Origin of the sequence: Arthrobacter sp. H-02-3 (assembly GCF_003097355.1) — a bacterium.
In the GTDB taxonomy this organism is placed as follows: domain Bacteria; phylum Actinomycetota; class Actinomycetes; order Actinomycetales; family Micrococcaceae; genus Arthrobacter; species Arthrobacter humicola.
The window spans coordinates 114,495-140,149 of sequence record NZ_PYUI01000002.1; the positions used below are offsets into that span (position 1 = coordinate 114,495).

The 25,655-nt window shown below is 68.1% G+C and carries 22 protein-coding genes and 1 pseudogene; 15 read left to right on the top strand and 8 right to left on the bottom strand.

Translation table 11 applies throughout. From position 1 onward, the window contains the following. Nucleotides 1–7: 7 nt before the first annotated feature. On the bottom strand, nucleotides 8–1,018 hold the full coding sequence (locus C9424_RS02940) for an alpha/beta fold hydrolase (protein ID WP_116765452.1): 1,011 nt from the start codon (nucleotides 1,016–1,018) through the stop codon (nucleotides 8–10). Between the two features lie 120 nt (nucleotides 1,019–1,138). Between C9424_RS02940 and lysS the strand changes: the two genes are divergently transcribed. The 4 genes from lysS (at nucleotide 1,139) to C9424_RS02960 (ending at nucleotide 6,181) form a co-directional block, all read left to right on the top strand. Next, the gene (gene lysS, locus C9424_RS02945; protein ID WP_116765453.1) at nucleotides 1,139–2,671 is read left to right on the top strand and encodes a lysine--tRNA ligase; all 1,533 of its coding nucleotides are present in this window, start codon (nucleotides 1,139–1,141) and stop codon (nucleotides 2,669–2,671) included. Nucleotides 2,672–2,673: 2 nt separating this feature from the next. After that, nucleotides 2,674–2,856 carry a hypothetical protein gene (locus tag C9424_RS02950; RefSeq protein WP_116765454.1) on the top strand — a complete coding sequence of 61 codons (183 nt, stop codon included), beginning with the start codon at nucleotides 2,674–2,676 and terminating at the stop codon, nucleotides 2,854–2,856. 153 nt (nucleotides 2,857–3,009) lie between these two features. After that, entirely contained in the window at nucleotides 3,010–3,336 is a 327-nt protein-coding gene (locus tag C9424_RS02955; RefSeq protein ID WP_091255487.1) for a histone-like nucleoid-structuring protein Lsr2, read from the top strand. A gap of 352 nt (nucleotides 3,337–3,688) precedes the next feature. Beyond that, nucleotides 3,689–6,181, top strand: coding sequence for an ATP-dependent Clp protease ATP-binding subunit (locus C9424_RS02960; RefSeq protein WP_116765455.1), 2,493 nt, complete (start codon nucleotides 3,689–3,691; stop codon nucleotides 6,179–6,181). A gap of 130 nt (nucleotides 6,182–6,311) precedes the next feature. Here the strand turns inward: C9424_RS02960 and C9424_RS02965 are convergent, their stop codons facing one another. Beyond that, nucleotides 6,312–6,758, bottom strand: coding sequence for a QcrA and Rieske domain-containing protein (locus C9424_RS02965; protein WP_161958189.1), 447 nt, complete (start codon nucleotides 6,756–6,758; stop codon nucleotides 6,312–6,314). Nucleotides 6,759–6,915: 157 nt separating this feature from the next. On the opposite strand from C9424_RS02965, the gene C9424_RS02970 reads away from it, so the two are divergent. The 6 genes from C9424_RS02970 (at nucleotide 6,916) to dhaM (ending at nucleotide 14,046) form a co-directional block, all read left to right on the top strand. After that, entirely contained in the window at nucleotides 6,916–9,033 is a 2,118-nt protein-coding gene (locus tag C9424_RS02970) for a S9 family peptidase (RefSeq protein WP_202615752.1), read from the top strand. A 59-nt stretch (nucleotides 9,034–9,092) separates the two neighbouring features. Further along, nucleotides 9,093–9,602, top strand: a complete 510-nt coding sequence (locus C9424_RS02975) for an amino-acid N-acetyltransferase (protein WP_116765457.1) — start codon at nucleotides 9,093–9,095, stop codon at nucleotides 9,600–9,602. A 104-nt stretch (nucleotides 9,603–9,706) separates the two neighbouring features. Then, entirely contained in the window at nucleotides 9,707–11,122 is a 1,416-nt protein-coding gene (locus C9424_RS02980) for an FAD-binding oxidoreductase (RefSeq protein ID WP_116765458.1), read from the top strand. 625 nt (nucleotides 11,123–11,747) lie between these two features. Next, the gene (gene dhaK / locus C9424_RS02985) at nucleotides 11,748–12,749 is read left to right on the top strand and encodes a dihydroxyacetone kinase subunit DhaK (RefSeq protein ID WP_116765459.1); all 1,002 of its coding nucleotides are present in this window, start codon (nucleotides 11,748–11,750) and stop codon (nucleotides 12,747–12,749) included. 2 nt (nucleotides 12,750–12,751) lie between these two features. After that, entirely contained in the window at nucleotides 12,752–13,378 is a 627-nt protein-coding gene (dhaL, locus tag C9424_RS02990) for a dihydroxyacetone kinase subunit DhaL (RefSeq protein WP_091250073.1), read from the top strand. Further along, nucleotides 13,375–14,046, top strand: coding sequence for a dihydroxyacetone kinase phosphoryl donor subunit DhaM (gene dhaM / locus C9424_RS02995; RefSeq protein WP_116765460.1), 672 nt, complete (start codon nucleotides 13,375–13,377; stop codon nucleotides 14,044–14,046). The genes dhaL and dhaM overlap by 4 nt, the downstream gene beginning before the upstream one ends. A 75-nt stretch (nucleotides 14,047–14,121) precedes the next feature. Here dhaM and C9424_RS03000 read toward each other — a convergent pair whose 3' ends face one another. Then, on the bottom strand, nucleotides 14,122–14,619 hold the full coding sequence (locus C9424_RS03000) for a hypothetical protein (RefSeq protein ID WP_116765461.1): 498 nt from the start codon (nucleotides 14,617–14,619) through the stop codon (nucleotides 14,122–14,124). Between the two features lie 16 nt (nucleotides 14,620–14,635). Continuing rightward, nucleotides 14,636–15,472, bottom strand: coding sequence for an A/G-specific adenine glycosylase (locus C9424_RS03005; protein WP_337189807.1), 837 nt, complete (start codon nucleotides 15,470–15,472; stop codon nucleotides 14,636–14,638). A gap of 305 nt (nucleotides 15,473–15,777) precedes the next feature. Between C9424_RS03005 and C9424_RS03010 the strand changes: the two genes are divergently transcribed. Continuing rightward, nucleotides 15,778–16,515, top strand: coding sequence for a hypothetical protein (locus C9424_RS03010; protein ID WP_202615753.1), 738 nt, complete (start codon nucleotides 15,778–15,780; stop codon nucleotides 16,513–16,515). Nucleotides 16,516–16,552: 37 nt separating this feature from the next. Here C9424_RS03010 and disA read toward each other — a convergent pair whose 3' ends face one another. Next, the gene (gene disA / locus C9424_RS03015; protein WP_091250080.1) at nucleotides 16,553–17,629 is read right to left on the bottom strand and encodes a DNA integrity scanning diadenylate cyclase DisA; all 1,077 of its coding nucleotides are present in this window, start codon (nucleotides 17,627–17,629) and stop codon (nucleotides 16,553–16,555) included. Nucleotides 17,630–18,005: 376 nt separating this feature from the next. On the opposite strand from disA, the gene C9424_RS03020 reads away from it, so the two are divergent. Beyond that, nucleotides 18,006–19,619, top strand: a complete 1,614-nt coding sequence (locus tag C9424_RS03020) for a peptide chain release factor 3 (RefSeq protein ID WP_116765462.1) — start codon at nucleotides 18,006–18,008, stop codon at nucleotides 19,617–19,619. Between the two features lie 180 nt (nucleotides 19,620–19,799). Continuing rightward, entirely contained in the window at nucleotides 19,800–21,173 is a 1,374-nt protein-coding gene (locus C9424_RS03025; protein WP_116765463.1) for a protein kinase domain-containing protein, read from the top strand. A 5-nt stretch (nucleotides 21,174–21,178) separates the two neighbouring features. On the opposite strand, the gene C9424_RS03030 is transcribed toward C9424_RS03025, so the two are convergent. After that, nucleotides 21,179–22,387, bottom strand: a complete 1,209-nt coding sequence (locus C9424_RS03030) for a PucR family transcriptional regulator (RefSeq protein WP_116765464.1) — start codon at nucleotides 22,385–22,387, stop codon at nucleotides 21,179–21,181. Nucleotides 22,388–22,484: 97 nt separating this feature from the next. On the opposite strand from C9424_RS03030, the gene C9424_RS03035 reads away from it, so the two are divergent. Together C9424_RS03035 and C9424_RS03040 are read left to right on the top strand one after the other, a co-directional pair. After that, complete coding sequence (locus C9424_RS03035; protein WP_116765465.1) at nucleotides 22,485–23,567, top strand: ferredoxin reductase; 1,083 nt, start codon at nucleotides 22,485–22,487, stop codon at nucleotides 23,565–23,567. Between the two features lie 13 nt (nucleotides 23,568–23,580). Further along, a complete protein-coding gene (locus C9424_RS03040) occupies nucleotides 23,581–24,816 on the top strand; it encodes a fatty acid desaturase family protein (RefSeq protein ID WP_237563262.1) in 1,236 nt (411 codons plus the stop codon). A 202-nt stretch (nucleotides 24,817–25,018) separates the two neighbouring features. Here the strand turns inward: C9424_RS03040 and C9424_RS21840 are convergent, their stop codons facing one another. After that, on the bottom strand, nucleotides 25,019–25,177 hold the full coding sequence (locus C9424_RS21840) for a hypothetical protein (RefSeq protein WP_237563263.1): 159 nt from the start codon (nucleotides 25,175–25,177) through the stop codon (nucleotides 25,019–25,021). Nucleotides 25,178–25,266: 89 nt separating this feature from the next. Next, nucleotides 25,267–25,653: pseudogene (locus tag C9424_RS21845) on the bottom strand (class I SAM-dependent methyltransferase); the annotation flags it as partial. Nucleotides 25,654–25,655 lie beyond the last annotated feature (2 nt).

Below are 25,655 nucleotides of genomic sequence, written 5' to 3' on the forward strand. Positions count from 1 at the left end.
CGGCCCGTCAGCGGTCCGGCCCGGGTCGCCGCGTTCGGCCGGGGATCCGCCGGGGGATGCGCCCGTAGATGCCGGGCATGCCGCCAGCCATTGTTCCGGTAGTGCTGCCTATCCCTCGGCCCGTAGCCGTGGACGCAGCACCGGGCCCGCCGAGGAGGAACCGCGCTGCCCGCAGGGCCAGCCTGTTGCCGGGCCGGATGGGGCCCTCGTGGAGCTGCCCGGGAACGACGGCGAAGGTCAGCGCGGGGACGGCGGCGGCGAGTTGGCGGCCCGTCTCGGCGAAGTACGCCGGGCTCCAGCCGCCGCTGAGCATCAGCGTGGGGGTGGTGATGGAGGTGAAATCGGCGACCTCGGCGTCGGCATCCAGCACGGCCCGCATCTCGGCGACGGCCGTGGGCAGGAGTTCCCGCATTTCGGCGCCCAGGCTGGTCCTCGCCGAGACGATGCTCAGCATGCGCAGCGCGCCCAGCGGCAGCCGGGACACCGGGCCGGCCGTCTCCAGGCCCTGCACCAAATGGGCCCAGGCCTCGTCAAGCTTGCCGGCAGCCACCGACCGCTCAAGCTCGGGCCGCCAGCGCCGGCTGAGGTTCCCCGAAAGGCTGACGGCCGCGTCATAGGTCACCATCCTGCGGATAGGCAGGCTCCGGGCGGCCTGGAGGGCCACAAACCCGCCATAGCTGTGGGCCACGACGTCGCTGGCGCCGGTCTCGCGCAGCACCGCTGCGAGGTCGGCCACCTCCGTGGCCGCCGAATAGTCTGCCGGCTGGGGGGAGGAACCGGCGCGCCCCCGCCGGTTGTAGCAGTGCACCGGCCGGCCCAGCAGCCGGCTGAGCTTTCGGGCAAAGGGCCGGTAGAGCGCATCGGTCACCAGCGTCCCGTGCACGACGACGACGCCGGATCCAGCGCCGGTTGTGGCGCCCGCGGCGGCCGATCCGCCCGGCCCGGGCGTCTCCGGCCGGAACGTATGCAGCTCGAGGTGTCCCTCGCCGTCGTCGGTCTTCACGGTCCACGTCTCCACAGCCCTGAGTCTATTCCCGCACCCGGACTGCGCAGTCAACGCCCGGCCGAACTTGCCGGGACCTGTCCGGGACCTGACCGGGACCTGACCGGGTGGAAATCGACGGTAAACTTGGGGATTGTGACTTCCCAAAACACCCCTGCCCCGCACAACGCCGCCGAGCCGCACGATGCCAGCGAACAGACGCGCATCCGCATGGAGAAGCGCGCCAAGCTGATCGAACGCGGCGTCGAGGCTTATCCGGTGGGTGTCGAGCGTACGCACTCGCTCACGGAAATCCGCGAGAAATACGCCCACCTGCAGGCCGACGAAACCACCGGCGACGTCGTCGGCGTGACCGGCCGCATTGTCTTCGTCCGCAACACGGGCAAGCTCTGCTTCGCCACCCTCCAGGAGGGCGGACTGGACGGCAAGGCGGTCCGGCTGCAGGTCATGCTGAGCCTGGCCAACATCGGTGAGGAGGCGCTCGCGGACTGGAAGTCCCTCGTGGACCTCGGCGACCACGTCTTCATCACCGGCGAGGTCATCTCCTCACGCCGCGGCGAGCTGTCCGTCATGGCGGACTCCTGGACCATGGCCTCGAAGGCGCTGCGCCCGCTGCCCGTGCTGCACGCGGGGCTGAACGAGGAAACCCGTGTCCGCCAGCGCTACGTGGACCTCATTGTCCGTGACGAAGCCCGCGAGATGGTTTACACCCGCGCCGCGATCACACGCTCCATCCGCGAAACCCTGCACCGTCAGGGCTACGTCGAGGTGGAAACCCCCATGCTGCAACTGGTTCACGGCGGCGCCACGGCCCGTCCCTTCGAGACGCACATGAACGCCTTCGACCAGAAGATGACCCTGCGTATCGCCACCGAGCTCTACCTCAAGCGCACGGTGGTCGGCGGGATCGACCGCGTCTATGACATGGGCCGGGTCTTCCGCAACGAAGGCGTCGACTCCACCCACAGCCCCGAGTTCACCACCTTGGAGTCCTACGAGGCCTGGGCCGACCAGTTCGTCATGGCGGACCGGATCAAGGAGATCATCCTGGACGCCGCCGACGCCGCCGGCGTGGGCCGGGTCCTGCAGACGGAAGCGGGGGAGATCAACCTCGACGGCGACTGGGCCTGGATGGCGGTTTACCCGGGGCTCTCCGAATTCGTCGGCCAGGAAGTCACCCCCGACACCACGGTCTCTGAACTGCTGGAACTGGCCGCCAAGCACGAGGTCAAGGTGGACGCCGCCTGGGACGCCGAGAAACTGGTCGTCGAACTCTTCGGCGAGCTGGTGGAGCCCACTCTGCTCAACCCCACGTTCGTCTACGACTATCCGCCGTCCGCCCAGCCGCTGGCCCGCCATCACCGCGAGGACGGCCGCTTGATCGAGGCCTGGGACCTCATCATCGGCGGCATGGAGCGCGGCACGGCCTTCTCCGAACTGATCGACCCTGTGATCCAGCGAGAACGCCTCACCGAACAGTCCCGCCGCTCCGCCGCGGGCGATGTCGAGGCCATGCAGCTGGATGAAGACTTCCTCCGCGCGCTCGAGTACGGCGCGCCGCCCATGGGCGGGATCGGCCTGGGCATCGACCGCCTCGTCATGCTCTTCACCGGCGCCGGCATCCGCGAGACCATCCTCTTCCCCCTGTTGAAGCCTGAAGGGCACTGAGCATGGACTACATCGCCGTATTGGTGCCCCCCATCGTGGTGGGCCTGCTTTTCTGGTTTGCCATGAAATCCATATTCAATGCCGATAAATCGGAGCGCCAGGCAGAAGCCCGCGCTCAGGCCGAAGCGGACGCTCGAGCGGAAGCTCAAAACCCGGGACGGGAATCCGGGCCCGCCAGGGGCTAATTCCCCTGAATGGAGCAATAGTCCCTATTGCTGTGAGCGGGTTTCCTTTGACCGGAGTTATACGCTTTGACTCTCTGCTGTAACCCGGAGGATACTTTTTACAGATACATCCTGCTTTTCTAAACGCTCGTCCTTTTGGAAAGAGAGTCATTTATGGCACAGAAAGTGAAAATCATCCTCGTTGATGATCTGGATGGGGGATCCGCTGACGAAACTGTCCGGTTTGGCCTGGACGGCGTGAGCTATGAAATAGACCTGTCGTCCGGCAATGCGTCAGACCTGCGCTCCGCGTTGGAGCGGTTTGTGGGGCATGCACGCAAGACATCAAGTGGCCGCGCCACGCGCACCAAAATTTCAAGCGGGCGGAATCAGGACTCTGCCCAGATCCGTCAGTGGGCACGGGACAACGGCTATGCGGTAAACAGCCGCGGTCGTATCCAGGCTGAAATTCAGGAAGCCTACCAAAAGGCTAATTCCTAGTCCGGGCCTCCGTGCCAGGGCCAGTATCAATGGCCCTATCAAGTCTGCGCATCAAATGCTAATGCCCCCGTTATCTGACGGGGGCATTGCTATGCCGGCGGCGGCATGCGCGGAACGGCGGCGCGGGCGCTCCCGGCGGGGCGACCGGCGCCGCTGCGAGGGTGCCGCCGGACTGTCTCCCGGGTCCCGCGCCTGCGCTCGTCCGGACGGCTGCAGGCGGGATCCGTGTGGCATCCGGACAGCGTCCGGGCCGGGGAGCGCAACCCTTCGGTTTCCCCTGTGGCGAACAAGCCCCAAATCTGGAACCCGGGCACGTAGCATCAAAGTACGTCGTAGCTAGGAGTGTGGCGAAATGTTTGAGCGATTTACGGACCGTGCCCGTCGCGTAGTTGTGCTTGCCCAAGAAGAGGCACGCATGCTGAACCACAATTACATTGGTACCGAACACATCCTCTTGGGTCTGATCCATGAGGGTGAAGGTGTTGCTGCCAAAGCCCTTGAATCCTTGAGCATTTCGCTCGACGGTGTCCGCGAGCAGGTGCAGGAGATCATCGGCCAGGGCCAGCAGGCCCCGTCCGGACACATCCCCTTCACCCCGCGCGCCAAGAAGGTCCTGGAGCTCTCGCTGCGCGAGGCCCTGCAGCTGGGCCATAACTACATCGGAACCGAGCACATCCTCCTCGGCCTCATCCGCGAGGGTGAAGGTGTGGCCGCCCAGGTGCTCGTCAAGCTCGGCGCCGACCTCAACCGGGTCCGCCAGCAGGTCATCCAGCTGCTGTCCGGCTACCAGGGCAAGGAATCCACCGGAGCCGGCGTCGGTTCCAGCCAGGCCGAGGGCACCCCCGCGGGCTCCGTCGTCCTGGACCAGTTCGGGCGCAACCTGACCCAGGCGGCGCGCGAGAACAAGCTGGACCCGGTGATCGGCCGCGAGCAGGAAATGGAACGCGTCATGCAGGTCCTTTCCCGCCGCACCAAGAACAACCCGGTGCTGATCGGCGAGCCCGGCGTCGGCAAGACCGCCGTCGTCGAAGGCCTCGCCCAGGCGATCGTCCGTGGCGATGTCCCGGAGACCATCAAGGACAAGCAGCTGTACACCCTGGACCTCGGGTCCCTCGTGGCCGGCTCCCGCTACCGCGGTGACTTCGAAGAGCGCCTCAAGAAGGTTCTCAAGGAGATCCGCACCCGCGGCGACATCATCCTGTTCATCGATGAGATCCACACCCTGGTGGGTGCCGGTGCCGCCGAAGGCGCCATCGATGCGGCCTCGATCCTGAAGCCCATGCTGGCCCGCGGCGAGCTCCAGACCATCGGTGCCACCACGCTGGACGAATACCGCAAGCACATCGAAAAAGATGCAGCGCTGGAGCGCCGCTTCCAGCCGATCCAGGTCAAGGAACCCTCCGTTGCACACGCGATCGAGATCCTCAAGGGCCTCCGCGACCGGTACGAGGCGCACCACCGCGTCACCATTACCGACGGCGCCCTCGCCTCGGCCGCGGCCCTGTCCGAGCGCTACATCTCGGACCGCTTCCTGCCGGACAAGGCGATCGACCTGATCGACGAGGCCGGTGCGCGGCTGCGCATCCGCCGCATGACCGCTCCGCCGGAGCTCAAGGTCATGGACGAGAAGATCGCCGCCATGAAGCTGGAGAAGGAATCCGCCATTGACGCGCAGGACTTCGAAGGTGCCGCGTCACTGCGTGACAAGGAGCAGAAGCTCATTGCCGAACGCGCCGAGAAGGAACGCCAGTGGAAGACCGGCGGCATGGACGACATCTCCGAGGTTGATGAGGATCTCATCGCCGAGGTGCTTGCGAACTCCACCGGCATCCCGGTCTTCAAGCTGACCGAGGAAGAGTCCTCGCGCCTGCTGAAGATGGAGGACGAGCTGCACAAGCGTGTGGTCGGCCAGAACGAGGCCATCAAGGCCCTGTCCCAGGCGATCCGGCGCACCCGTGCAGGCCTGAAGGACCCCAAGCGTCCGGGCGGTTCGTTCATCTTCGCCGGCCCCACCGGCGTCGGCAAGACCGAGCTCGCCAAGGCTCTCGCGGAGTTCCTGTTCGGCGAGGAAGACGCGCTGATCACGCTGGACATGTCCGAGTACTCGGAGAAGCACACCGTGTCGCGGCTCTTCGGCGCCCCTCCGGGCTACGTGGGCTACGAAGAGGGAGGGCAGCTGACCGAGAAGGTCCGCCGTCGTCCGTTCTCCGTGGTCCTGTTCGACGAAGTGGAGAAGGCACACGCCGATCTCTTCAACTCGCTGCTGCAGATCCTGGAAGACGGCCGACTGACCGACTCGCAGGGCCGAGTGGTGGACTTCAAGAACACCGTGATCATCATGACCACCAACCTCGGCACCCGGGACATCTCCAAGAGCGTTGCCACCGGCTTCCAGTCGGGCACGGACACGCAGACCGGCTACAACCGGATGCGCGCCCGCGTCACCGAGGAGCTCAAGCAGCACTTCCGCCCCGAGTTCCTCAACCGTGTTGACGACGTTGTGGTCTTCCCGCAGCTGACCCAGGACGAGATCATCGAAATCGTGGACATGTTCGTGGCCCGGCTCGAGAAGCGACTCAAGGACAAGGACATGGGCATCGAGCTCACGCCCGCGGCCAAGATCCTGCTCGCGACCCGCGGCTACGATCCCGCGATGGGTGCCCGGCCGCTGCGCCGCACCATCCAGCGCGAGATCGAGGACCAGCTCTCCGAGAAGATCCTCTTTGGCGAGCTGCACGCCGGAGACATCGTGGTGGTGGATGTCGAAGGCGAGGGCGACGACGCGAAGTTCACGTTCGCGGGCAACGCCAAGCCGCGCATCCCGGAGATCGCTCCGAGCGTCTAAGCAGCAATTCCAAAGGCGCGATAACTCAACGCCACACAGCAAGAGGCCCCGTCCGCTCCCGAAAGAGAGTGGGCGGGGCCTCTTGCTGTGTGATGCCAGCAGGGCGCCAACGGGCGCCCGGCGGTGGCCGTCAGGCGGTGACGGTGATCCAGTCCCCGTCGATGGCGGCGGTCAGGGGCGCGAGGGGGCTGCGCGCCGGACCCGTTATGACACTTCCGTCCGCGCCCTTGAAGGCGGAGCCGTGGCACGGGCATTCGAAATTCTGGCCGGACGGGGCCACCGGGCAGCCGGCGTGGGTGCACGTCGCGTCATAAGCCAGGACCTTCTGGTCCGCGGACCGGAAAATGACGACTGTCTTTCCGTTGGCGGTCCCGGTGGCAGTGGCGCCCACTTTAACCTCGCTGAGCTTGCCGACCCGGACAGGCGTGCCCGCAGGCGCCGATGCGTCGGCGGCCGTCGAGGGGGCCGCGCTGTCCGAGGGTTGGGCGGCGCACGCGGAAAGGGCCAGGCCGCCACCAACCGTGGCGGCCGCACCGAGCAACATGGAGCGTCTGGGCAGGGACTTTTCAGGGTTCATGGACCCATCATGCCAAGCCCCCCTGAAAGGACGCTGCGATTCCGGCGGCAGGCCGACCGGCCGGTGTGTCCCGGAAGGACCCGGGCACTTTGAAACGGCCGGTTCACTCTCAGTGAACTTTTTGTGATCGACGCCACAGGAGGTGTTGAATCGGTGCATGGCTGCCAAGGACTCAGTGACCCTGAGCGAACAACCCGAGACCCCTTTCCATGACCTGGACCATTACCTCGCAATTCCCCGAGTGAGCGGTCTGGCACTGAGCCCCGACGGCGGGCGGCTGGTTACCACAGTGGCCACGCTTAACGCCAAGGGCACCGAATACTGCGCCGCGCTGTGGGAAGTTGACCCGAATGGGTCCAGGCAGGCCCGCCGGATCACGCGCAGCGCCAAGGGGGAAGCGGGCGCGGTTTTTGCAGCCAACGGGGACCTCTACTTCACCTCCGCCCGTCCCGATCCGGAGAGCCCCGAGGCCGACCCCGTCAATGCCCTCTGGATGCTCCCGTCCGGCGGCGGCGAAGCCCGGGTGGCCTTTTCCCGCGCCGGCGGGATCAGCAGCGTCCTGGCAGCCGCGGATGCGGACACCCTGGCGGTCGCGGCCCCGGTCCTCGCCGGCTCCACCGACGAGGACAACGACGAGGAGCGCCGCAAGGCCCGCAAGGACAACAAGGTCGCGGCGATCCTGCACAGCGGCTACCCCGTCCGCTACTGGGACGCCGACCTCGGCCCGGCGCAGCCGCGGCTGTTCGCCGTCGAACCCGGAGAGCCACTGGAGTCCGGAAAGCCGACGACGGTCGACGCCGCGCCGCCGCTGAAGCTCCGCAACCTGACGCCCGACGCCGGCAACAGGCTCAGGGACGCCCAGACGGTGATCAGCCCGGACGGCAGGACCATTTACAGCAGCTTCACGAAGCCGCTGGCGAACGCCGATTCGCGCTCCGTGCTGGTGGCGATCGACGTCGCCACCGGCACCCGGACGGCTCTGCTGGACACGGACGGGATGCACTATTACCCGGGACCTGTCAGCCCGGACAACCGGAGCCTCGTGGTGGTCAGTGAAAGCGATACCACCCCGTTTGCGGCCCCGCAGATCAAGCTCCACCTTCTCGACGTCGCCGTACCGGCAGGCGGGGGCGCGCTGACGCCCCTTGCCCACGACTGGGACCGCTGGGCCCGCCCCGCCGCCTGGCTGCCGGACGGATCGGCCTTGCTGGTCACCGCGGACGAGGACGGCGCCGCGCCGGTCTTCCGGATCCCGGTCGCAGGACCGGGCCAGGCTGCCCAGGTGTCCCGCCTGACAGCCGACGACGCCGCGTACACCGACGTCGTGGTCGCACCGGACGGGCATAGCGCCTACGCCCTGCGCAGCTCCTACGAATTTCCCGCCGAACCCGTGCGGATCGACCTCGCCTCCGGCGGCGTCGTCCCCTTGCAGGCGCCGTCCGAGCGACCGCAGTTCAAGGGGACCCTCGAACGCGTGGAGACGACGGCGGCCGACGGCGCCCGGGTGCCCGCCTACCTGGCCCTTCCGGAGGGCGCGTCCGCCGCGAACCCGGCCCCGCTGCTGCTCTGGATCCACGGCGGCCCGCTGGGAACCTGGAACGCCTGGACCTGGCGCTGGAACCCCTGGCTGCTGGTAGCCCGCGGCTACGCGGTGCTGTTGCCGGACCCGGCCCTCTCCACCGGCTACGGCCAGGACCACATCCAGCGCGGCTGGGGCGAATGGGGCAAGGCACCGTACACGGACCTGATGGCCGTGACCGACGCCGTCGTGCAGCGCCCCGACATCGACCAGGAGCGCACGGCCGCCATGGGCGGGTCCTTCGGCGGCTACATGGCCAACTGGGTAGCCGGGCACACGGACCGTTTCAAGGCCATCATCACGCACGCCAGCCTCTGGGCCCTGGACCAGTTCGGGCCCACCACGGACGCTGCGCAGTACTGGCTCAAGGAAATGACGGCGGAGATGGCGATGGAGAACTCCCCGCATCTGCACGTCGACAACATCCGGACTCCCATGCTGGTCATCCACGGCGACAAGGACTACCGCGTGCCGATCGGCGAGGGGCTCCGGCTCTGGTACGAACTGCTGGCCAAGTCACAGCTCGCGGCCGACGCGAACGGCGAAACCGACCACCGCTTCCTGTACTTCCCGGACGAGAACCACTGGATCCTGCAGCCGCAGCACGCCAAGGTCTGGTACGGCGTCGTGGAGCACTTCCTCGCCCGCCACCTGCTGGACAAGGACCTCCCCGTCCCTGACGAACTGGGTCTCTGACGCCGCGGACCCGGGGGCCGGCCGCGGGCCGGCCCCCGGGGCACCCGTAAGATTGGGCTGTGACTGAGACGATCCGTATCCGCCCTGCCCGCACCGGCGACGTCGCCGCCATCAAGACCTTGGTTGCGCCGCTGGCCGAACAGCGGATCCTCATGGCCAAGGAAACCGTGGCCTACTACGAAAGCCTGCAGGAATTCCGGATTGCCGAGTCGGACGACGGCGAGGTGATCGGCTGCGGGGCGCTGCACGTAATGTGGGAGGACCTCGCCGAGGTGCGCACCCTCGCGGCCTCCGATGCCTGGCGCGGCAGGGGCGTGGGGCACGCGCTCGTGGAGCGCCTGCTGGAGGACGCCCGGGACCTGGGCGTGTCGCGCGTCTTCTGCCTGACATTTGAAGTGGATTTCTTCAAGAAGCACGGCTTTGAAGTCATGGCTGACCAGACCGCCGTCGACCCTGTGGTGTATTCCGAGCTCCTGCGCTCCCATGACGAAGGCGTCGCCGAATTCCTGGACCTGGCGCGGGTCAAGCCGAACACGCTGGGCAACACCCGGATGATCAAGGAGCTGTAGGGCGCGCCCAAAATGCCTGATTTGTAGATCTTCCGATATATCCACTCGATCTATAAACTTCTAAGAGCTCGCTGGGGAGCGATCCGCCTAGCTGAAAGTACCCCATGCACCCTCAGGCATCCGCTCACGAAAGAACCTCCCTCCAACTGCGCGTCCGCGGACTCGTCTACCTCCCCGGAGACTCCGCCTATGACCAGGAAACCGCGGCCTTCAACCTCGCCACCCGCCACACCCCCGACCTGGTCCTCGCCGCTGCCGACGCCGACGACGTCGCAGCAGCCGTCCGCTGGGCCGCCGAACGCGGCATGTCGATTTCGGTCCAAGCCACGGGGCACGGTGCCGCCAACGCCATCACGGACGGGCTCCTGGTCAGCACCCGCAGGCTCCTGGACCTCGACATCGACCCGGACGAGCGCACGGCCCGGGTCGGCGCCGGCATCCGCTGGCGCGAGGTCGTGGCCGCCGCCGCACCCTACGGGCTGATGGGCCTGCACGGATCCGCCACCGACGTCGGCGTCGTGGGCTACACCGTGGGCGGAGGGTTGCCGCTGCTCGGCCGAAAGTATGGCTTCGCGTCAGACCATGTGCTGGCCGTTGAGGTCGTGACGCCCGACGGCGTCCAGCACCGCGTGGACCAGTACAACAACCCCCGGCTGTTTGCGCTCCTGCGTGGCGGCAAGGGCAACTTCGGCATCGTCACCGCCATGGAGTTCAGGCTCTTCCCGGCCGGCGAGCTCTACGCGGGCGGAATCTTCTATCCCGGGGAACGGGCCCGGGAAGTCCTCGCGGCCTTCCGTGAATGGGCGCCGGCGCTTCCTGCGGACGCCTCGGCTTCGCTCGCCTTCCTGCGGCTGCCCGAACTCGAGGACATCCCGGAGTTGCTGCGTGGGCGCTTCGTGATGCACCTGCGGTTCGCGTGGCAAGGGACTGCCGCTGAGGGCCAACGCCTCCTTGACCCGATGCGCGGCGTGGCCCCGGTCCTGGCCGACCTCTCCGGTCCGCTGCCATTCACGCAGGTCGATGCGGTGCACCTGGATCCGGAGAATCCCGTCCCGGTGCGCGAAGGCGGCATGCTGCTAAATGAACTGGACGAGGCACTCGCGGAGGCCCTTCTGGAAGTCGCCGGCCCGGACAGCAACGCACCCCTCCTCCTGGCTGAGATCCGGCTGATGGGCGGAGCCCTCGCAGCCCCGGCGGCGCCTTCGAGCCACGGCGACCACGTGGCCGGGCGGGACGCCGCGTGGTCGTTCTTCGCGGTGGGCGTCATGATGCCCGAGAGCGCCGACGTTGTCCCGGCAGCCATCGCGGCCGCCCGCCGGACGCTGGCACCGTTTGGAACCGGCGGCACCGCCGTGAACATGCACGGCCACGTCGAATCCGCCGACGACGCCGCCAGGGCCTGGCCGGAAGGCTCCCGCCGCCGGCTCAGCGAAGCCAAAGCAGAATTGGATCCGCAGAATCTGTTCCGGCATGGCCACGCGATTGCCCCGGCAGTTCCGGGGCCGGCCCGGGCGTTCTAGGGCCGGCGGCGGGCAGTCGCCGCACCCCGCAGTGCCTCGCCGCACCCCGCGGCGCCTCGCAGGACGGGGGCTTCCATTCAATAAATTTGGTGGATAAACTGATGCCGGCCCAGGGGGTGGGCCGCCATACTTCCGGAGGCAAAAAATTGCATAACGACGTGATTTTTCCCGATTTCTCCGCTTCGCCCAGCAAAGATATGCGCAGGACAGCCGCCAGCGCCCCGGCAGCGCCGCGGGTCCACTCGCTCGATACGCCGGACCAGCCATCGCCGGAACCTGCGAATCAGTTGTCGCCCGATGCCGATGCGCCCGTAGGCGGACGACGGGCTGGCCCCGGATCCGCCTCCGGGCCGCCGGCCGCGTCCCGCACCCGCAAGGGCCGTCTCGCCGCGCCGCCGTTTTCCTGGTTGGGCGGCGATGCCTGGCCGCACTTTCCGGCATGGGCCGACACGCAAGTCTGAATCGTCGTCGGAGCCCAAGAGCCCGCCGCGGCACCGTCCCGCCGGCACGGGCGCTCGCAGCCCCGGCGGGAAGCCTCACAAGGGGAAACGGGAGCCTACCGCCGGCCGTGCCCCGGTAGTAGGGTCTAAGCAAGCAGCCAGGACACCATCCAGGGAGCACCGCCATGAAGAAACTCATCAATGATCCCAAAGCCGTGGTCGACGAGTCAGTGGAAGGGTTCGGGCTTGCACATGCCGACCTCGTGACCGTTTTTGCCGACCCCAAGTACATCGTGCGCAAGGACGCGCCGGTGGCCGGGAAGGTCGGACTCGTCTCCGGCGGCGGCAGCGGACACGAGCCGCTGCACGGCGGCTATGTGGGAATGGGCATGCTCGACGCCGCCGTTCCCGGCGCCGTCTTCACTTCGCCCACGCCCGACCAGATCCTGCCGGCCACGCTGGCCGTGAACTCCGGCGCCGGCGTTGTGCATATCGTGAAGAACTACACCGGCGACGTCCTCAACTTCGAGACCGCCGCCGAACTAGCGCAGGCCGAAGGCGTCGAGGTCCGTACCGTTCTGGTCAACGACGACGTCGCCGTGCAGGACTCGTTGTACACCGCGGGCCGCCGCGGCGTCGGCGGCACGGTCCTGGTCGAGAAGATCGCCGGCGCCGCCGCCGAGCGCGGCGATAACCTGGACGCCGTCGCCGCGATCGGTGACCGCGTCAACCAGAACGTGCGCAGCATGGGCGTGGCATTGTCCGCCTGCACCGTTCCGCACGCGGGCGTCCCCAGTTTCGAGCTCGAGGAGAACGAGATCGAGATCGGGATCGGCATCCACGGCGAGCCGGGACGGCACAAAATCCCCATGGAAAACGCCGACGGCATCACCGACCGGCTTCTGGACCCCGTGGTCAGCGACCTCGGACTGAGTTCCGGGGACAAGGTGCTTTTGTTCGTCAATGGCATGGGCGGCACCCCGGCGAGCGAGCTGTATATCGTTTACCGCCGGGCCGCACAGAGGCTGGCGGAGCAGGGTGTCACTGTGGCCCGCTCGCTCGTGGGCAACTACATCACCTCCCTGGAGATGCAGGGCTGCTCCATCACGGTCCTGCGCCTCGATGACGAAATGACGTCGCTCTGGGACGCTCCCGTGCACACCGCGGCCCTCCGCTGGGGCGTCTGACCGTGGGGCTGGATGTCGGCTGGGCCGTGCGCTGGCTGACCCTGTCAGCGCAGGCCATGGCGGAGCACCGGGTTGAGCTGATCGAGCTGGACCGGCCAATCGGGGACTCGGATCACGGCGAGAACATGGACCGCGGCTTCAAGGCCGTAATGGTTAAGCTCGCCGAGGCGCCGCCGGAAACCCCGGGCGCGGCCCTGAAACTGACCGCCATGACGCTGATGTCCAAGGTCGGCGGGGCCGCCGGCCCGCTGTACGGCACGGCATTCCTGCGGGCCGCCACCGCGCTGGGAGACACTTCCGACGTCGACGCCGCCACCCTGGCCACGGCACTGCAGGCCGCCCGCGACGGAATCGTCGCCCGCGGAAAGGCCGAGTCCGGGGACAAGACCATGGTTGACGCATGGACGCCCGCGATCGAGGCGGCCGCTGCCGCGGCAGGGGACGGCGACGTCCGGAAAGTCCTCGTGTCCGCGGCGGAAGCGGCCGAGGCAGGGGCCGTTTCCACGGATCCGATGCTCGCCCGCAAGGGCCGTGCCAGCTACCTGGGGGAGCGCAGTATCGGCCACCGCGACCCCGGAGCGGTCTCCAGCGCACTGATCCTGCGCGCCGCGGCCGGAGCAGCCGAATGACAGTCCGGCTTGTCGTCGTCTCGCACAGTGCAAAAATCGCGGACGGCGCCGCCGAACTCGCCGCGCAAATGGCGCCTGACGTCCTCATCCTCCCCGCCGGAGGCACCGACGACGGCCGGATCGGCACCAGCCTGGAGAAGGTCATGGCGGCCCTCGAACAGGCCGCCGGTGACGGCGTCGTGGTGCTCACCGACCTCGGATCCGCCGTGATGACGGCCGAGTCCGCAGCGGAGTTCGCGGCGGATCCGGAATCCGTGCTGCTCGCGGACGCACCCCTGGTCGAAGGACTCGTGGCCGCAGCGGTGGCGGCACAGACGGGGGCCGACGCAGCGGCGGTGAAGGACGCCGCCGAAGCCGTCTACCGGCCCCCGGTCCACCCCGCGGAGGCTGAACACGTGCACCAGCAGCCGCCGGACGCCACGGGGGACTTCGAGCTCGTCAACCTGGCCGGCATGCATGCCCGGCCGGCAGCCAAGATCGCCGGGGGACTGTCCGCCATGGATGCCGACGTCACCGTCAACGGGGCGGATGGGGCCTCCATGACGGAGCTCATGATGCTTGCCGCCGGCAAGGGAACCGTCCTGCACGTGGAGGCCAGCGGCCCGGACGCCGCCAAAGCGGTGGGCTATCTGGAGCGCCTCGTCAGCTCGGGGTTCGGCGAGCCGTAGCCGTTGTCAGGCCGGGCGTAGCCCGGGCGCGGAGAGATGTCCGGGCCGGGCACCTCGGAGTCCGGGGAATATGAGCTAGGGCGACGGCCGAAGGCCGGCCGCGTCGAGCACCACGTGGGCCGTGATGAAGCTTCCGCACTGCTCTCCAAACGGATGCGCCACCCGGGGTGTGAAAGCCGCAGTCCGTGCCGGCAGTGGGGCCTCGGTGTTGGACGTGCCCGTGGCCGTCACCTCGATCCGGTTGGCGGTCAACGTCTCCATCATCAGCATCCCGGTCAGGGTGCCGTCGGGGGAAGACGTGGCCGAACAGACGCCGTCGAGGCCCGAGGGGCCCGGTTTGCAGCCCTGGTCCACGGCGACGCTCCCCGGGACCAGTTCCAGGTCCGCTTCCTTACAGCGGCCGTCCTGGCAGGCCAACAGGTGGATGGTCTTCACGGACGGGGCGTACTCCCGGTCCACGGTCAACGACACCACCGGCGCCTGCGCGATCGCCGGACAAACGGCCTCCGGCCGGCACGAGGTGACCAGGACGGCGGTGAGGGCCAGAGCGGCCACAGCCGCCAGCTTGCGCATGCTCCAGCGTAGATCCTCAGGCAGGGAGCCGGAAGCCGCCCTGGTGCAGTTCCGCGAGCCCGTCTCCCAGCAGGCCGGCCAGCGCGCGTTCCAGCTGTTCGGGAGCCGCATTGAGCCGGTGCAGGGCAGCGAGCGGAATCCCGATTCCATCCGGTTCGAAGCCCAGGTCCGCCGGGGCCCGGTGGAACAGTTCCGGCGCCACGGGGTCCTCGGCCACCCGCAGGACAGCCATCACAGCGCCGCGCACCTGCCGGTCCGTGCCATGCCATGACTGGCCCTTTGGCGTGTACGTCGGCGGCGGCTCGCCGGCGGCAAGCCAGGCGCAGGAGTCACGGACCGGGCACTGCCCGCACTTGGGGGCCCGGGCCGTGCAGACCATCGCGCCGAGTTCCATGACGGAGGCGTTCCAGCGGACCGAGGCGGCCGGGTCTTCCGGGAGCAGCGATGCCGCCAGCCGCATTTCGGCTGCGGTCAGGGCCTGCGACGGCAGCGCCGAGCCCGAGACCAGGCGTGCATGGACCCGGCGGATGTTGGTGTCCACCACCGTTTCCCGGCGGCCAAAGGCGAAGGCGGCAACGGCGGCTGCTGTGTAGCTGCCCACGCCCGGGAGTTCCAGGAGTTCGGTGTAGGCGCCGGGGACCGTCCCGGCGTGGCTGTCCCTGATGGCGACGGCGGCCGCGTGCAGGCGCAGCGCGCGCCGCGGATACCCCAGCCGGCCCCAGGACCGGACGGCTTCCCCTGCGGGCTCCGCGGCGAGGGCGGACGGCTCCGGCCAGCGGCGCAGCCACTGCTCCCAGACCGGCAGGACCCGGACCACCGGTGTCTGCTGGAGCATGACCTCGCTGACCAGCACGCCCCAAGGCGTGCACTCCGCCGCCCGCCACGGCAGCTCCCTGGCGTTGGACGCGAACCAGTCATCCAGCGCGGTGTGGAGGGCGGGCAGATCCGCGGCAACGGCCAGCCCGCCGGCGGCAAGCTCGCCGGAGGGAAGCGGCCCGGCGGCCCGGGATCCGGGTGGCGCCACGGCATCGACGGAAGGGGTGTGGGTTAGAGTTTCGATCCATTCAGCGTAATAGATCCGGCGAACCGATCCGGACGGCTGCGGGTCCCGCGGCGTGGTCGGACGCCATAGCCCGCAGGGTTCTCTAGGCTAGAAGAATGGTCAGGCAAGGCAGTTCAGCAACGGGTGGTTCACGGCCGAAAGGACCCGGCGGAGGCCAATCCGCCGGAAGGCCCGGACGGCGTCCGCTCAGCCCGGTGTACCGCCGACGTCGGCTGTTTGCGGGCGTGGTCCTGCTAATCGTCCTCGCCGTCGCCTTCGGCGGCTTTGCCGCTGTCTCCAACGCCCTGGGCGGAGGTCAGCCTTCCGGAGCGGGAACGGCGCCGTCGGGCGAGCCGTCCGGGGCAGGTGCCGCGGCGTCGAACCAGCCAACAGCCTCAGCGTCGGGGAGCCCCGGGGCTTCGGAGGACCCGTCGGCCACTCCCACCCCCACAACATCGGGCGATGGCTGCGAGCAGAATCTGCTGATCGTCACGGCCGCCACCGACCAACAGGTCTATGCCGCGGGGGAGAAGCCGCTGCTAACCCTCAAAGTGACCAACAACAACAAGGTGCCGTGCACGGTCAACATCGGGACGTCGCAGATGGAATACATGATCACCAGCGGTTCGGACCGGATCTTCTCGTCCAAGGATTGCCAGGCGGAGAGCACTGACCTGATGAAGACCATCGCGCCGGGCAAGAGCGAGACCGCGAACTTCCCGTGGCAGCGCAACCGCACGGTGCAGGGCTGCGAACCCGTCGCCGCCAAGCCCGGAGCCGGCGGCGCCTACTACGTCTTCACGGCCCGGCTGGCGAACAAGACCAGCGACAAGGCCGTATTCCAGCTCAACTAGTTCCCGTCGACGGGTGTTGGACGGGTGTTTGGGCGGGCTAGAGGAAGCGGTCCAGCAGGCTGGCCTCGGCCATGCGGCTCAGGCCCTCCCGGACGGTCCTGGCCCGCTGGTCACCGATCCCGTCCACGGTCATGAGGTCATCGATCGTTGCCGCCATCAGGAACTGCAGGCCGCCAAAGTGGTCCACCAGGCGGTCGGCGACAGCCTTCGGCACGGCCTTGAGGCCGGAGAGCAGGCGGTAGCCGCGCGGCTGCACGACGGCGTCGAGGTTCGCTTCGCCGCCGGCGAAGCCGACGATACCTGCGATCTTGCCCAGATCGATCAGCTCGGTGGGGCCCAGGCTCACGAGGGCCTTGACCGCCTTCTCAATGTCCTCGGCGGTTGCCGCCGGGCCGGAGTAGTCGCGGATGATCACGTCGCTGCCCGGGCCCCGTCCCACGGTGAGCTCGTCGAGCTGCAGCGAGAGCAGGCGGCCGTCCTCGCCCAGTTCCAGGACGTACTGGGAGATTTCCTCGGAGATCCTGCGTACCATTTCCTGGCGCTGCAGCGTGACCGCGACGTCTCGGACCGTCACCATGGCCTCGATTTCCAGGGCTGAGAGCGAGCTGGTCACCTGGTCCAGGCGCGAGCGGTAGCGTTCCAGGGTTGCCAGGGCCTGGTTGGCGCGGGCCAGGACCTTCTCCGAGCCCTCCAGGACATGCCGCAGCCCGTTCACGTACAGTGCGATGATCTGCATCGACTGGCTGACCGAAATGACAGGGACTCCGGTCTGGATGGCCACCCGCTCCGCGGTCCGGTGCCGGGTGCCCGATTCCTGGGTTTCGATGCTCGAGTCCGGGACGAGCTGGACCGCCGCGCGCAGGATATTGCTGGCATCTTTGTCGCAGACAATGGCGCCGTCCATTTTGGCCAGTTCGCGCAGCCGCGTGGGGGAGAAATCGATACCGATCTCGAAGCCGCCCGAGCAGATGGACTCGATGGTCCGGTCGATGCCGAGCACAATCAGCGCGCCGGTGCGTCCGCGGAGAATGCGTTCCAGACCGTCTCGTAGGGCGGTGCCCGGTGCCACTCTGGCCAGAGTCGCCTTGAGCGAATCTTCAGGGCTCCGAGCCATAGATTTCCCTTCAAAGGTGCGGGCACTGGCCCGCAGGTACGCCGGTTTCCAGGGTCCACCGGCAGGATCAAAAGTACTCAGTTCCCCGCTCTCCCCATGATAGGGGTAAAGCAGAGCCACTTCCGCACAGGCAAGCCTTAAAGTGGTCCATTGCGACGTGCGCGCGAAGCCCCCGGAATGGCTGTCGCGGGTCCCGTCGGCGGCGGCACTTTGGTCCAGCCGGGCGGCCGCCGCGCGTGGTGCCCTGCGCGGTGTTGGTACAGGTGTTTGGCCGCCACTTCGTGCGGGTCCACGGCCTGCGATAAACTTGGATCCTTGGGTGTACCGCGGGCTCTCCGCGCCGTGACCCGTCCACAGCCGCAGCGAAAGTAGCATCGTGTCTCAAGAAGTCCTCAGCCCCGCCCGAGTCCAGGAGATTCACAAGCAGGCGGCCCGGCGCCGGACTTTCGCGGTCATTTCGCACCCCGACGCCGGCAAATCCACCCTCACGGAGGCCCTCGCGCTGCACGCCAAGGTGATCGGCACGGCCGGTGCCTCCAGCGGCAAGGCCAACCGCAAGGAGACGGTCTCGGACTGGATGCAGATGGAAAAGGACCGCGGCATCTCCATCAGCTCGGCCGCGCTGCAGTTCGCCTACCGGGACACCGTCATCAACCTCCTGGACACTCCCGGCCACGCCGACTTCTCGGAAGACACCTACCGTGTGCTGGCAGCCGTGGACTGCGCCGTCATGCTGGTCGACGCCGCGAAGGGCCTGGAAACCCAGACGATGAAGCTCTTCGAGGTCTGCAAGCAGCGGAACCTGCCCATCATCACCGTCATCAACAAATGGGACCGGCCGGGCCTGGACGCTCTGGCCCTCATGGATGAGATCACCGAGCGCACCGGGCTGCAGCCGATGCCGCTGACCTGGGCCGTGGGCATCTCCGGCGACTTCCGCGGCGTCTGGGACCTGCGCAACGACCGTTTCGCGCAGTTCAAGCGCAACAACGCCGGTGCCAACATCGCCCTCACCGAGTACTTCACCCCGGACGAGGCCGCCGCCAGCCAGGGCGACGACTGGTCCAACGCGGTGGACGAGGCAGGACTGGTCATCGAATCCAACCTCGCGTTCGACGTCGAGGCCTTCCATGCCGGCAAAGCGACGCCGATCCTCTTCAGCTCTGCAGCCCTCAACTTCGGCGTGAAGGAAATCCTCGACGCCCTTGTCGACTTCGCCCCGCCGGCCGCGCCGCGGCCCGACGTCGACGGCGAGCCCCGCCCCGTCGATGCCCCCTTCGCCGGGTTCGTCTTCAAGGTTCAGGCCGGCATGAACAAGGCCCACCGCGACCACGTGGCCTTCATCCGGGTCTGCTCCGGCATGTTCGAGCGAGGCATGGTGGTCACCCAGGGCCGGACGGGAAAGTCCTTCGCCACCAAGTACGCCCAGCAGGTCTTCGGCCGTGAACGCGAGGTTATCGATGAAGCCTTCCCGGGCGACGTCGTGGGCCTCGTCAACGCCTCCTCCCTCCGCGTGGGGGACAGCCTGTTCCTGGACCAGCCCGTGGAGTTCCCCGCGATCCCGCTGTTCGCCCCGGAACACTTCCAGGTGGCGCGCTCCAAGGACCCCAGCCGGTTCAAGCAGTTCCGCCGCGGCATCGAACAGCTCGAGCACGAGGGCGTCATCCAGGTGCTCCGCTCCGACATCCGCGGCGACCAGGCGCCCGTTCTGGCCGCCGTCGGCCCCATGCAGTTCGAGGTGGTTGAAGACCGCATGGCGCACGACTTCAGCGCGCCCATGCGGCTGGAGCGGCTCCCGTATACCCTGGCCCGGATTTCGACGGCGGATGCGATGCCTGCGCTGGCCAACGTGCCCGGCGCGGAGGTTCTCTTGCGGTCCGACGGGGAATACCTGGCCCTGTTCAACGACGTCTGGGCCCTGCGCCGGATCGAAAAGAACCACCCGGACCTCACCCTGGTTCCGATCGGCACGCACAACCCCGCCAAATAGCGGCAACGCGCCGGTGCCGGAAGATTCCCTGGAGAGTCTTCCGGAATCCGGTTTCCGCGTTATCATAAGTAACCTTGCTAATGATGCGGGCGCCGGGTCGGTTTCCGGCTTTGGACTGATCCGCCCGATACTCACCGGCGGGCCCCATTAGAGGGACCACGTAAACCTTTGACAATAACCATGGACCCCGGTTTTCTGCTGAGCGGGCGTTACCGGATCGAAGAACTCATTGGCCGGGGCAGCCAATCGAGCGTGTACCGTGCCACGGACGAGGTCCTGGGACGCGAAGTGGCAGTCAAGCTCTTCAAAGACGGCGCCGTGTACGAAAATGCGGTGGAGGAGGAACGCATCCGCCGGCAAAACGACGAAGTGCGGATCCTCGCCGGGATGGCCCACCATGCCCTCGTGACGCTGTTCGATGCCGGGACGGATCTGAGCAACCCCGACCGCAAGCTCAGCTACCTCGTGATGGAACTCGTCCGCGGCCCCGACCTCCGCCGCCGCTCGGCCGAGGGACCGCTGTCCGCAGCCCACATGGCGCTGATCGGACACGATCTCGCCGACGGACTGGCACACATCCACCACCACGGCATCATCCACCGGGACGTCAAACCGGCCAACATCCTCCTTGTGGACTACAGCGTGGAGGACCGACGTCCGCGCGCCAAACTCAGCGACTTCGGCGTGGCGATCACCATCCGCAAAGGCCACCACGGAGACCCGGACGACAGCTCAGGCACCCCCGCCTACCTGAGCCCCGAACAGGCCGCCGGAGAACCGGCCGGCCCCGCCAGCGACGTCTATTCGCTGGGGCTGGTCCTGCTGGAAGGCCTGACCGGGAAGATGGCCTACCCCGGCGCGCCGGTCCAGTCCGCGCTGGCCCGCCTACTCAACGACCCGGACATCCCCGAAGGGCTCGCGCCCATGTGGGTGGCCCTGCTGACCTCCATGCTGGACAGGGATCCGGCGGCCCGCCCGCCGGCCCGGGAAGTGTCCCTGGCCCTGCGGCAGGAAGTCATCAACGGCGCCGGGCGCCACCGCCGGGACGCGGCTCCTCTGCTGACCGATGAAGACGGGCGCATGCAGGCGGTCGAGCGGTACCGGATCCTGGACACCCCGGCAGACGGAGCCTTCAACCGCATCGCGGCGCTCGCCGCACGCATGTTCTCGGTGCCCGTGGCGATTGTCAGCGTGGTGGACTATGACCGTATCTGGTTCAAGGCCCACCACGGCACGGATGTCAGCGAAATCGGCCGCGATCCCGGACTGTGCGCCTCCGCAGTCCTGCAGGGCGATGCCTGGATTGTCCAGGATGCCACCAAGGATCCCCGGACGCTGTCCAATCCGCTCGTGGCGGGCGATTTCGGCCTGCAGTTCTACGCCGGGGTGCCGCTGCGCACTCCGGACGGCTACAACCTGGGCACCTTCTGCATCCTGGACCGTGAGCCCCGCGAGTTCAGCGATGAGGACACCTCCGCGCTGGAGGACCTGGCGGCGCTCGTGATGCATGACCTGGAACTGCGGCTCCACAGCCGGCAGGCGCTCGCCGGGTAAGCGGCCTACCGCCGGCCGGCGTGCAGGGCCAGCTCAAGCTCGAAGCGCGCCGTCGGGTCCTCGAGGGCGTCGCCAAAGAGCTCGCGCAACTGCGCCGCCCGGTAACCGACGGTCTGCGGATGGATCCCGAGTTCGGCGGCCACGGGGGCCCGCTGGCCCCAGTGGCGCAGCCAGGAGAGCAGGGTTTCGGCAAGCCGCTCCCGCTGCGCCGGCCGGAGTCCTTCCAGCGGTGCCAGACGGCGGTTGGCCAGCTCGGTAATCGCCGAGGGCTCCGCTGCGAGAACCACCTGCGCCAGGTGCTCGTCAGCCCAGATCGGTGGGTCCTCGGGCCCCTCGCGCGGCGGCAGCGCCGCGGCAGCCAGCACGGCCAGCCGCAGTGAATCCGGGACCTTTTCCCAGCCACCGGAGGGCCCCACGGAGGCTCCGCGCCCCTTCAGGGCGCGGTCCAGCTCCTCCCGGGCAGACTGCGACTTCCGCGCCGGCACCAGGGCCACGACGTCGGTCTCGCGTTCAATCACCAAGGCTCCTGGGCCGAGCCGCAGCCGCAGCCCGGCTGCCCGGTCCAGCGGAAGGGTCACCACCGCCATGCGCTGGGGCAGGGACCAGTCCGCCATCGCCGCCGTCTGGCGCAGGGCCGCCTCGTCGGCCTGGCCGAGCAGGAGCAGGTCCAGCAGTTCGGTGCGCCGGCGGTCCACCGCTCCGGCGCGTTCGGACTGTTCGAAGGCGTAGGCCTCGGCGCTCACGGCCGAGAGCTCGTCGATGTAGGCGAGGATCGATTCCCCCAGGTCCACCACGACGCCCTGGCCCAGATGGTGCTCCACCGAGACCCGGGACATTTCCCGGAAGGTCACGCGGGCACCCATGCGGTAGGCGCTCAGCAGGGCGTCCATGCTCCGCCCCTGCCGGAATTCCCCGCTGCCCAGCCCGGCCACCAGATCCCGGCTTTCCTGGGACAGCGCCGGCAGCCGGGTCCCGGGCAGCTGCAGGAACCGGTCCAGCGCCGCGGCCACACCCCTCCTCAGGCCGCGGCCGAACCGCCCCTCAATCGGCCTGGCATACGCCGGAACAAGCTGCGGGACGGCCTCGATGATGGCCTCGACGATGCCGGGCATCCTGGGCCGCAGCATGTCGCTGACCTCCCGGGGCAGCGCCAGCCACGGCGGATCGTAGGCGGGAGCGGAGCCGGCGGGCTCCCGGACAGGGGAGGCGTTCATAGACAATCCAACGAGTTGTTGCGGCGGGATAGTTTTCTACAGTCGATCGTATGCCTTGGGTGAAGAAGTATGGCGCAAACTGACATATGGTTAATGAATGATCCGGCTCCGTAAGCTGGCGCGCGCCGCATCTCTACTGACCACCCCCCTAGCTCCAGAAGACATTCTGTCGCTGTTCAACCCTGTGTTCTCCGCACGCCAATTGCGTGGCGTAGTCACCCGGGTGGTTCCAGAAACGGCCGATTCCGCCACCATTTTCTTCCACCCCGGCCGCGGCTGGCAAGCGCACCTTGCCGGCCAGTGGGCCCGAATCGGCGTCGAGCTCGACGGTGTCCGCCACTGGCGGTCGTATTCGCTCAGCGCCCCCGCCGGGCAGGATCCGGCCATCACGGTTACCGACATGGGAGCCGTTTCCGGCGCTCTTGTCCGCGGCACCAAACCCGGCGACATCCTGTTCCTGGCGCCCCCGCAGGGCGACTTTGTCCTGCCGGAACACCCGCGCCCGCTGCTCATGCTCACCGCGGGCAGCGGAATCACCCCCGTGATGTCGATGATCCGCACCCTCGTGCCGCACCGTCCCGACTCCGACGTCGTCCTCATCCACACGGCCCGCACCGCCGCGGACGCCATCTTCCGTGAGGAACTCGCCGAGCTCGCAGACCAGTTCCCCAACTTCCGCGTCACGCACTGGTTCACCGGGGACCGCGGACGGCTGGACTTCACCTCCGCCGCCGATCTGGACCGGTTGTGCCCGGACTGGCGCCAGCGCGCCGCCTACGCGTGCGGTCCGGAGGATTTCCTCAACGACACCGAGGCGCTCTGGGAGGCCGAAGCCGAGGACGCCGCGCCGGCCGCGGCAGTCCGGCCGGGCACCCTGACCATCGAACGCTTCACCACCAGCCTCGCCGCCGGTGCCGGGCACGACGGCGGCCTGGTCACCTTCGAGGCCTCCGACCGCGAAGTCGAGGCCGACGGCGACACCCCGCTGCTTGATGTCGGCGAGGACGCCGGAGTCCTGATGCCCAGCGGCTGCCGCATGGGCATCTGCCACAGCTGCCTCATCCCGCTGCGGGCCGGCCACGTCCGCGACCTTCGCACAGGCGAAGTGCACGGCGAACCGGGCCAACTAATCCAGACGTGCGTGTCGGCAGCCGCCGGCCCCGTTAACCTCGACCTCTGAGGAGTATTACCGTATGACGATTGTTTCCAACACGCCTGATCTATCCGACGCCGACACCCCCGACGCGAACACCCCCGCCGTAGGCGGTTCAGCCGTCGATGTCGCGGCAGCAAAGGTGCGCACGGCCGCGAAGAAGCGGCCAGGCGCCCTTGCCGAGTCCGGCAGTCCGCTGGTGCGTCCGCCGGCTGCCGCGCACCTCTCTGACGAGCAGGTAGCGGAGCTGGGCCGCGAACTTGACGCCATCAAGGACGACATCCTCGCCAAACGCGGATCCTCCGACGCCGCCTACATCCGCCGCATGATCAAAATCCAGCGAGGCCTGGAAATCTCCGGCCGCGCCGCACTGCTGGTCAGCAAGAACAAGACCGCCTGGGTCGCCGGCACCTCCCTGCTGAGCCTCGCCAAGATCCTGGAAAACATGGAACTCGGGCACAACATCCTGCACGGCCAGTGGGACTGGATGCGGGACCCGGACATCCACTCCACGACGTGGGAGTGGGACTTCGTCACCCCCGCGCGCTCCTGGCAGCACACCCACAACGATCTCCACCACCGCTGGACGAACGTGATCGGCAAGGACAACGACGTCGGATACAACCTGCTGCGCATGGATCCCCAGCAGAAGTGGACGCCGTTCAACCTGGGCAATCCGGTCTACAACGCGCTCCTGGCCCCCGTCTTCGAGTGGGGCATCGCGATCTACGACCTCGAACTCCAGGACTTCAAGGAGGGCAGGAAATCCAAGGAAGCCCTCGTCCGGGACCTGAAGGCCCTCGGCCGCAAGGCTCTCAAGCAGTTCACCAAGGACTACGCCGCCACGCCCGCCGTCGCCATGCTCACCGGTTCAGGCAAGCAGGCCCTCTACGGCACACTGACAGCCAACGCCGTCCGCAATGTGTGGGCGCACGCGGTGATCTTCTGCGGCCACTTCCCCGAAGGTACTGACACCTTCACCGAGGAAATGGTCGAGGGCGAGACCCGCGGTGACTGGTACGTGCGGCAGATGATCGGCTCGGCCAACATCTCCGGTTCCAAGTTCATGCACCTCATGACCGGCAACCTCTCGCACCAGATCGAGCACCACCTGTTCCCGGACCTGCCGTCCAACCGCTATGGGGAAGTCGCGCCCAAGGTGCAGGAGATCTGCCGGCGTTACGGACTGCCGTACACCACGGGCCCGCTCCTGAAGCAGGTCGGCTCCACATGGGCCAAGATCTTCAAGCTGGCCCTGCCTCCCAAAAAGGCCTAGCCACCAAGGCCGGGTCCGCCCGGAGAGCATCGCCGAAAGGGGCGTCCGCCATAGTGGCGGACGTCCCTTTCGCGTGGCGCGTCCTTTTGCGTGCCGTCCCGGGAATGTTGGGCCGGGAACATTGAGCCCGGAACGCGTGGCGGGAGGTTGGGACGGAGACGCTCTGGACGGAACGGAACGGAACGGCACGCCGGCGGCGGGCTCAGGCTTTGCTCGCCGCCCCAAGGACGTGGGCCAGCCGCGGGTTGCCGGGGAGGGCCGAAAAGCCGAAGCGCTCCAGGCCCTCCACGGTGAGGCCGGCCACGGCGATCGCGGCCGCGGTGTCCCGGTTCGGGTGGCATCCGATGCCACGCGGCTCCACAACGGTGTGAGCAGGTCTTCGGCGGCCCCCAGCACCCGGTGCGCCGAACGGACATGTTCATAGAACAGCAGCACGCCGCCGGGCCGCAGGACCCGGACCACTTCCGCCAGGGCGGCCGCCTGGTCCGCCACGCTGCACAGCACCAAACTGGAGACGACCACGTCCACCGAGGCGTCCGCCGCCGGCAGCGCTTCCGCCACGCCGTCCTGTACGGTGACGGGCACCGGCGCCTTGCTGGCAGCAGCGCGGGCCAACCCCCGGAGCGTGGGATCAGGTTCGAGGGCCAGCACGCCCGTTACCGCGGAAGGGTAGAACGGGAAGGTGGCCCCGTAGCCCGCTCCGATTTCGACGACGACGCCGTACGCCGCTTCCACGAGGCGCCGACGGTGCTCCGCCGCCCCACGGGCGTCCATCCGCGGGCCCACGCGGGCAAAGGATCGCCCGAATGATGAATCGCGGGGGTTCGTCTCCGGCATGC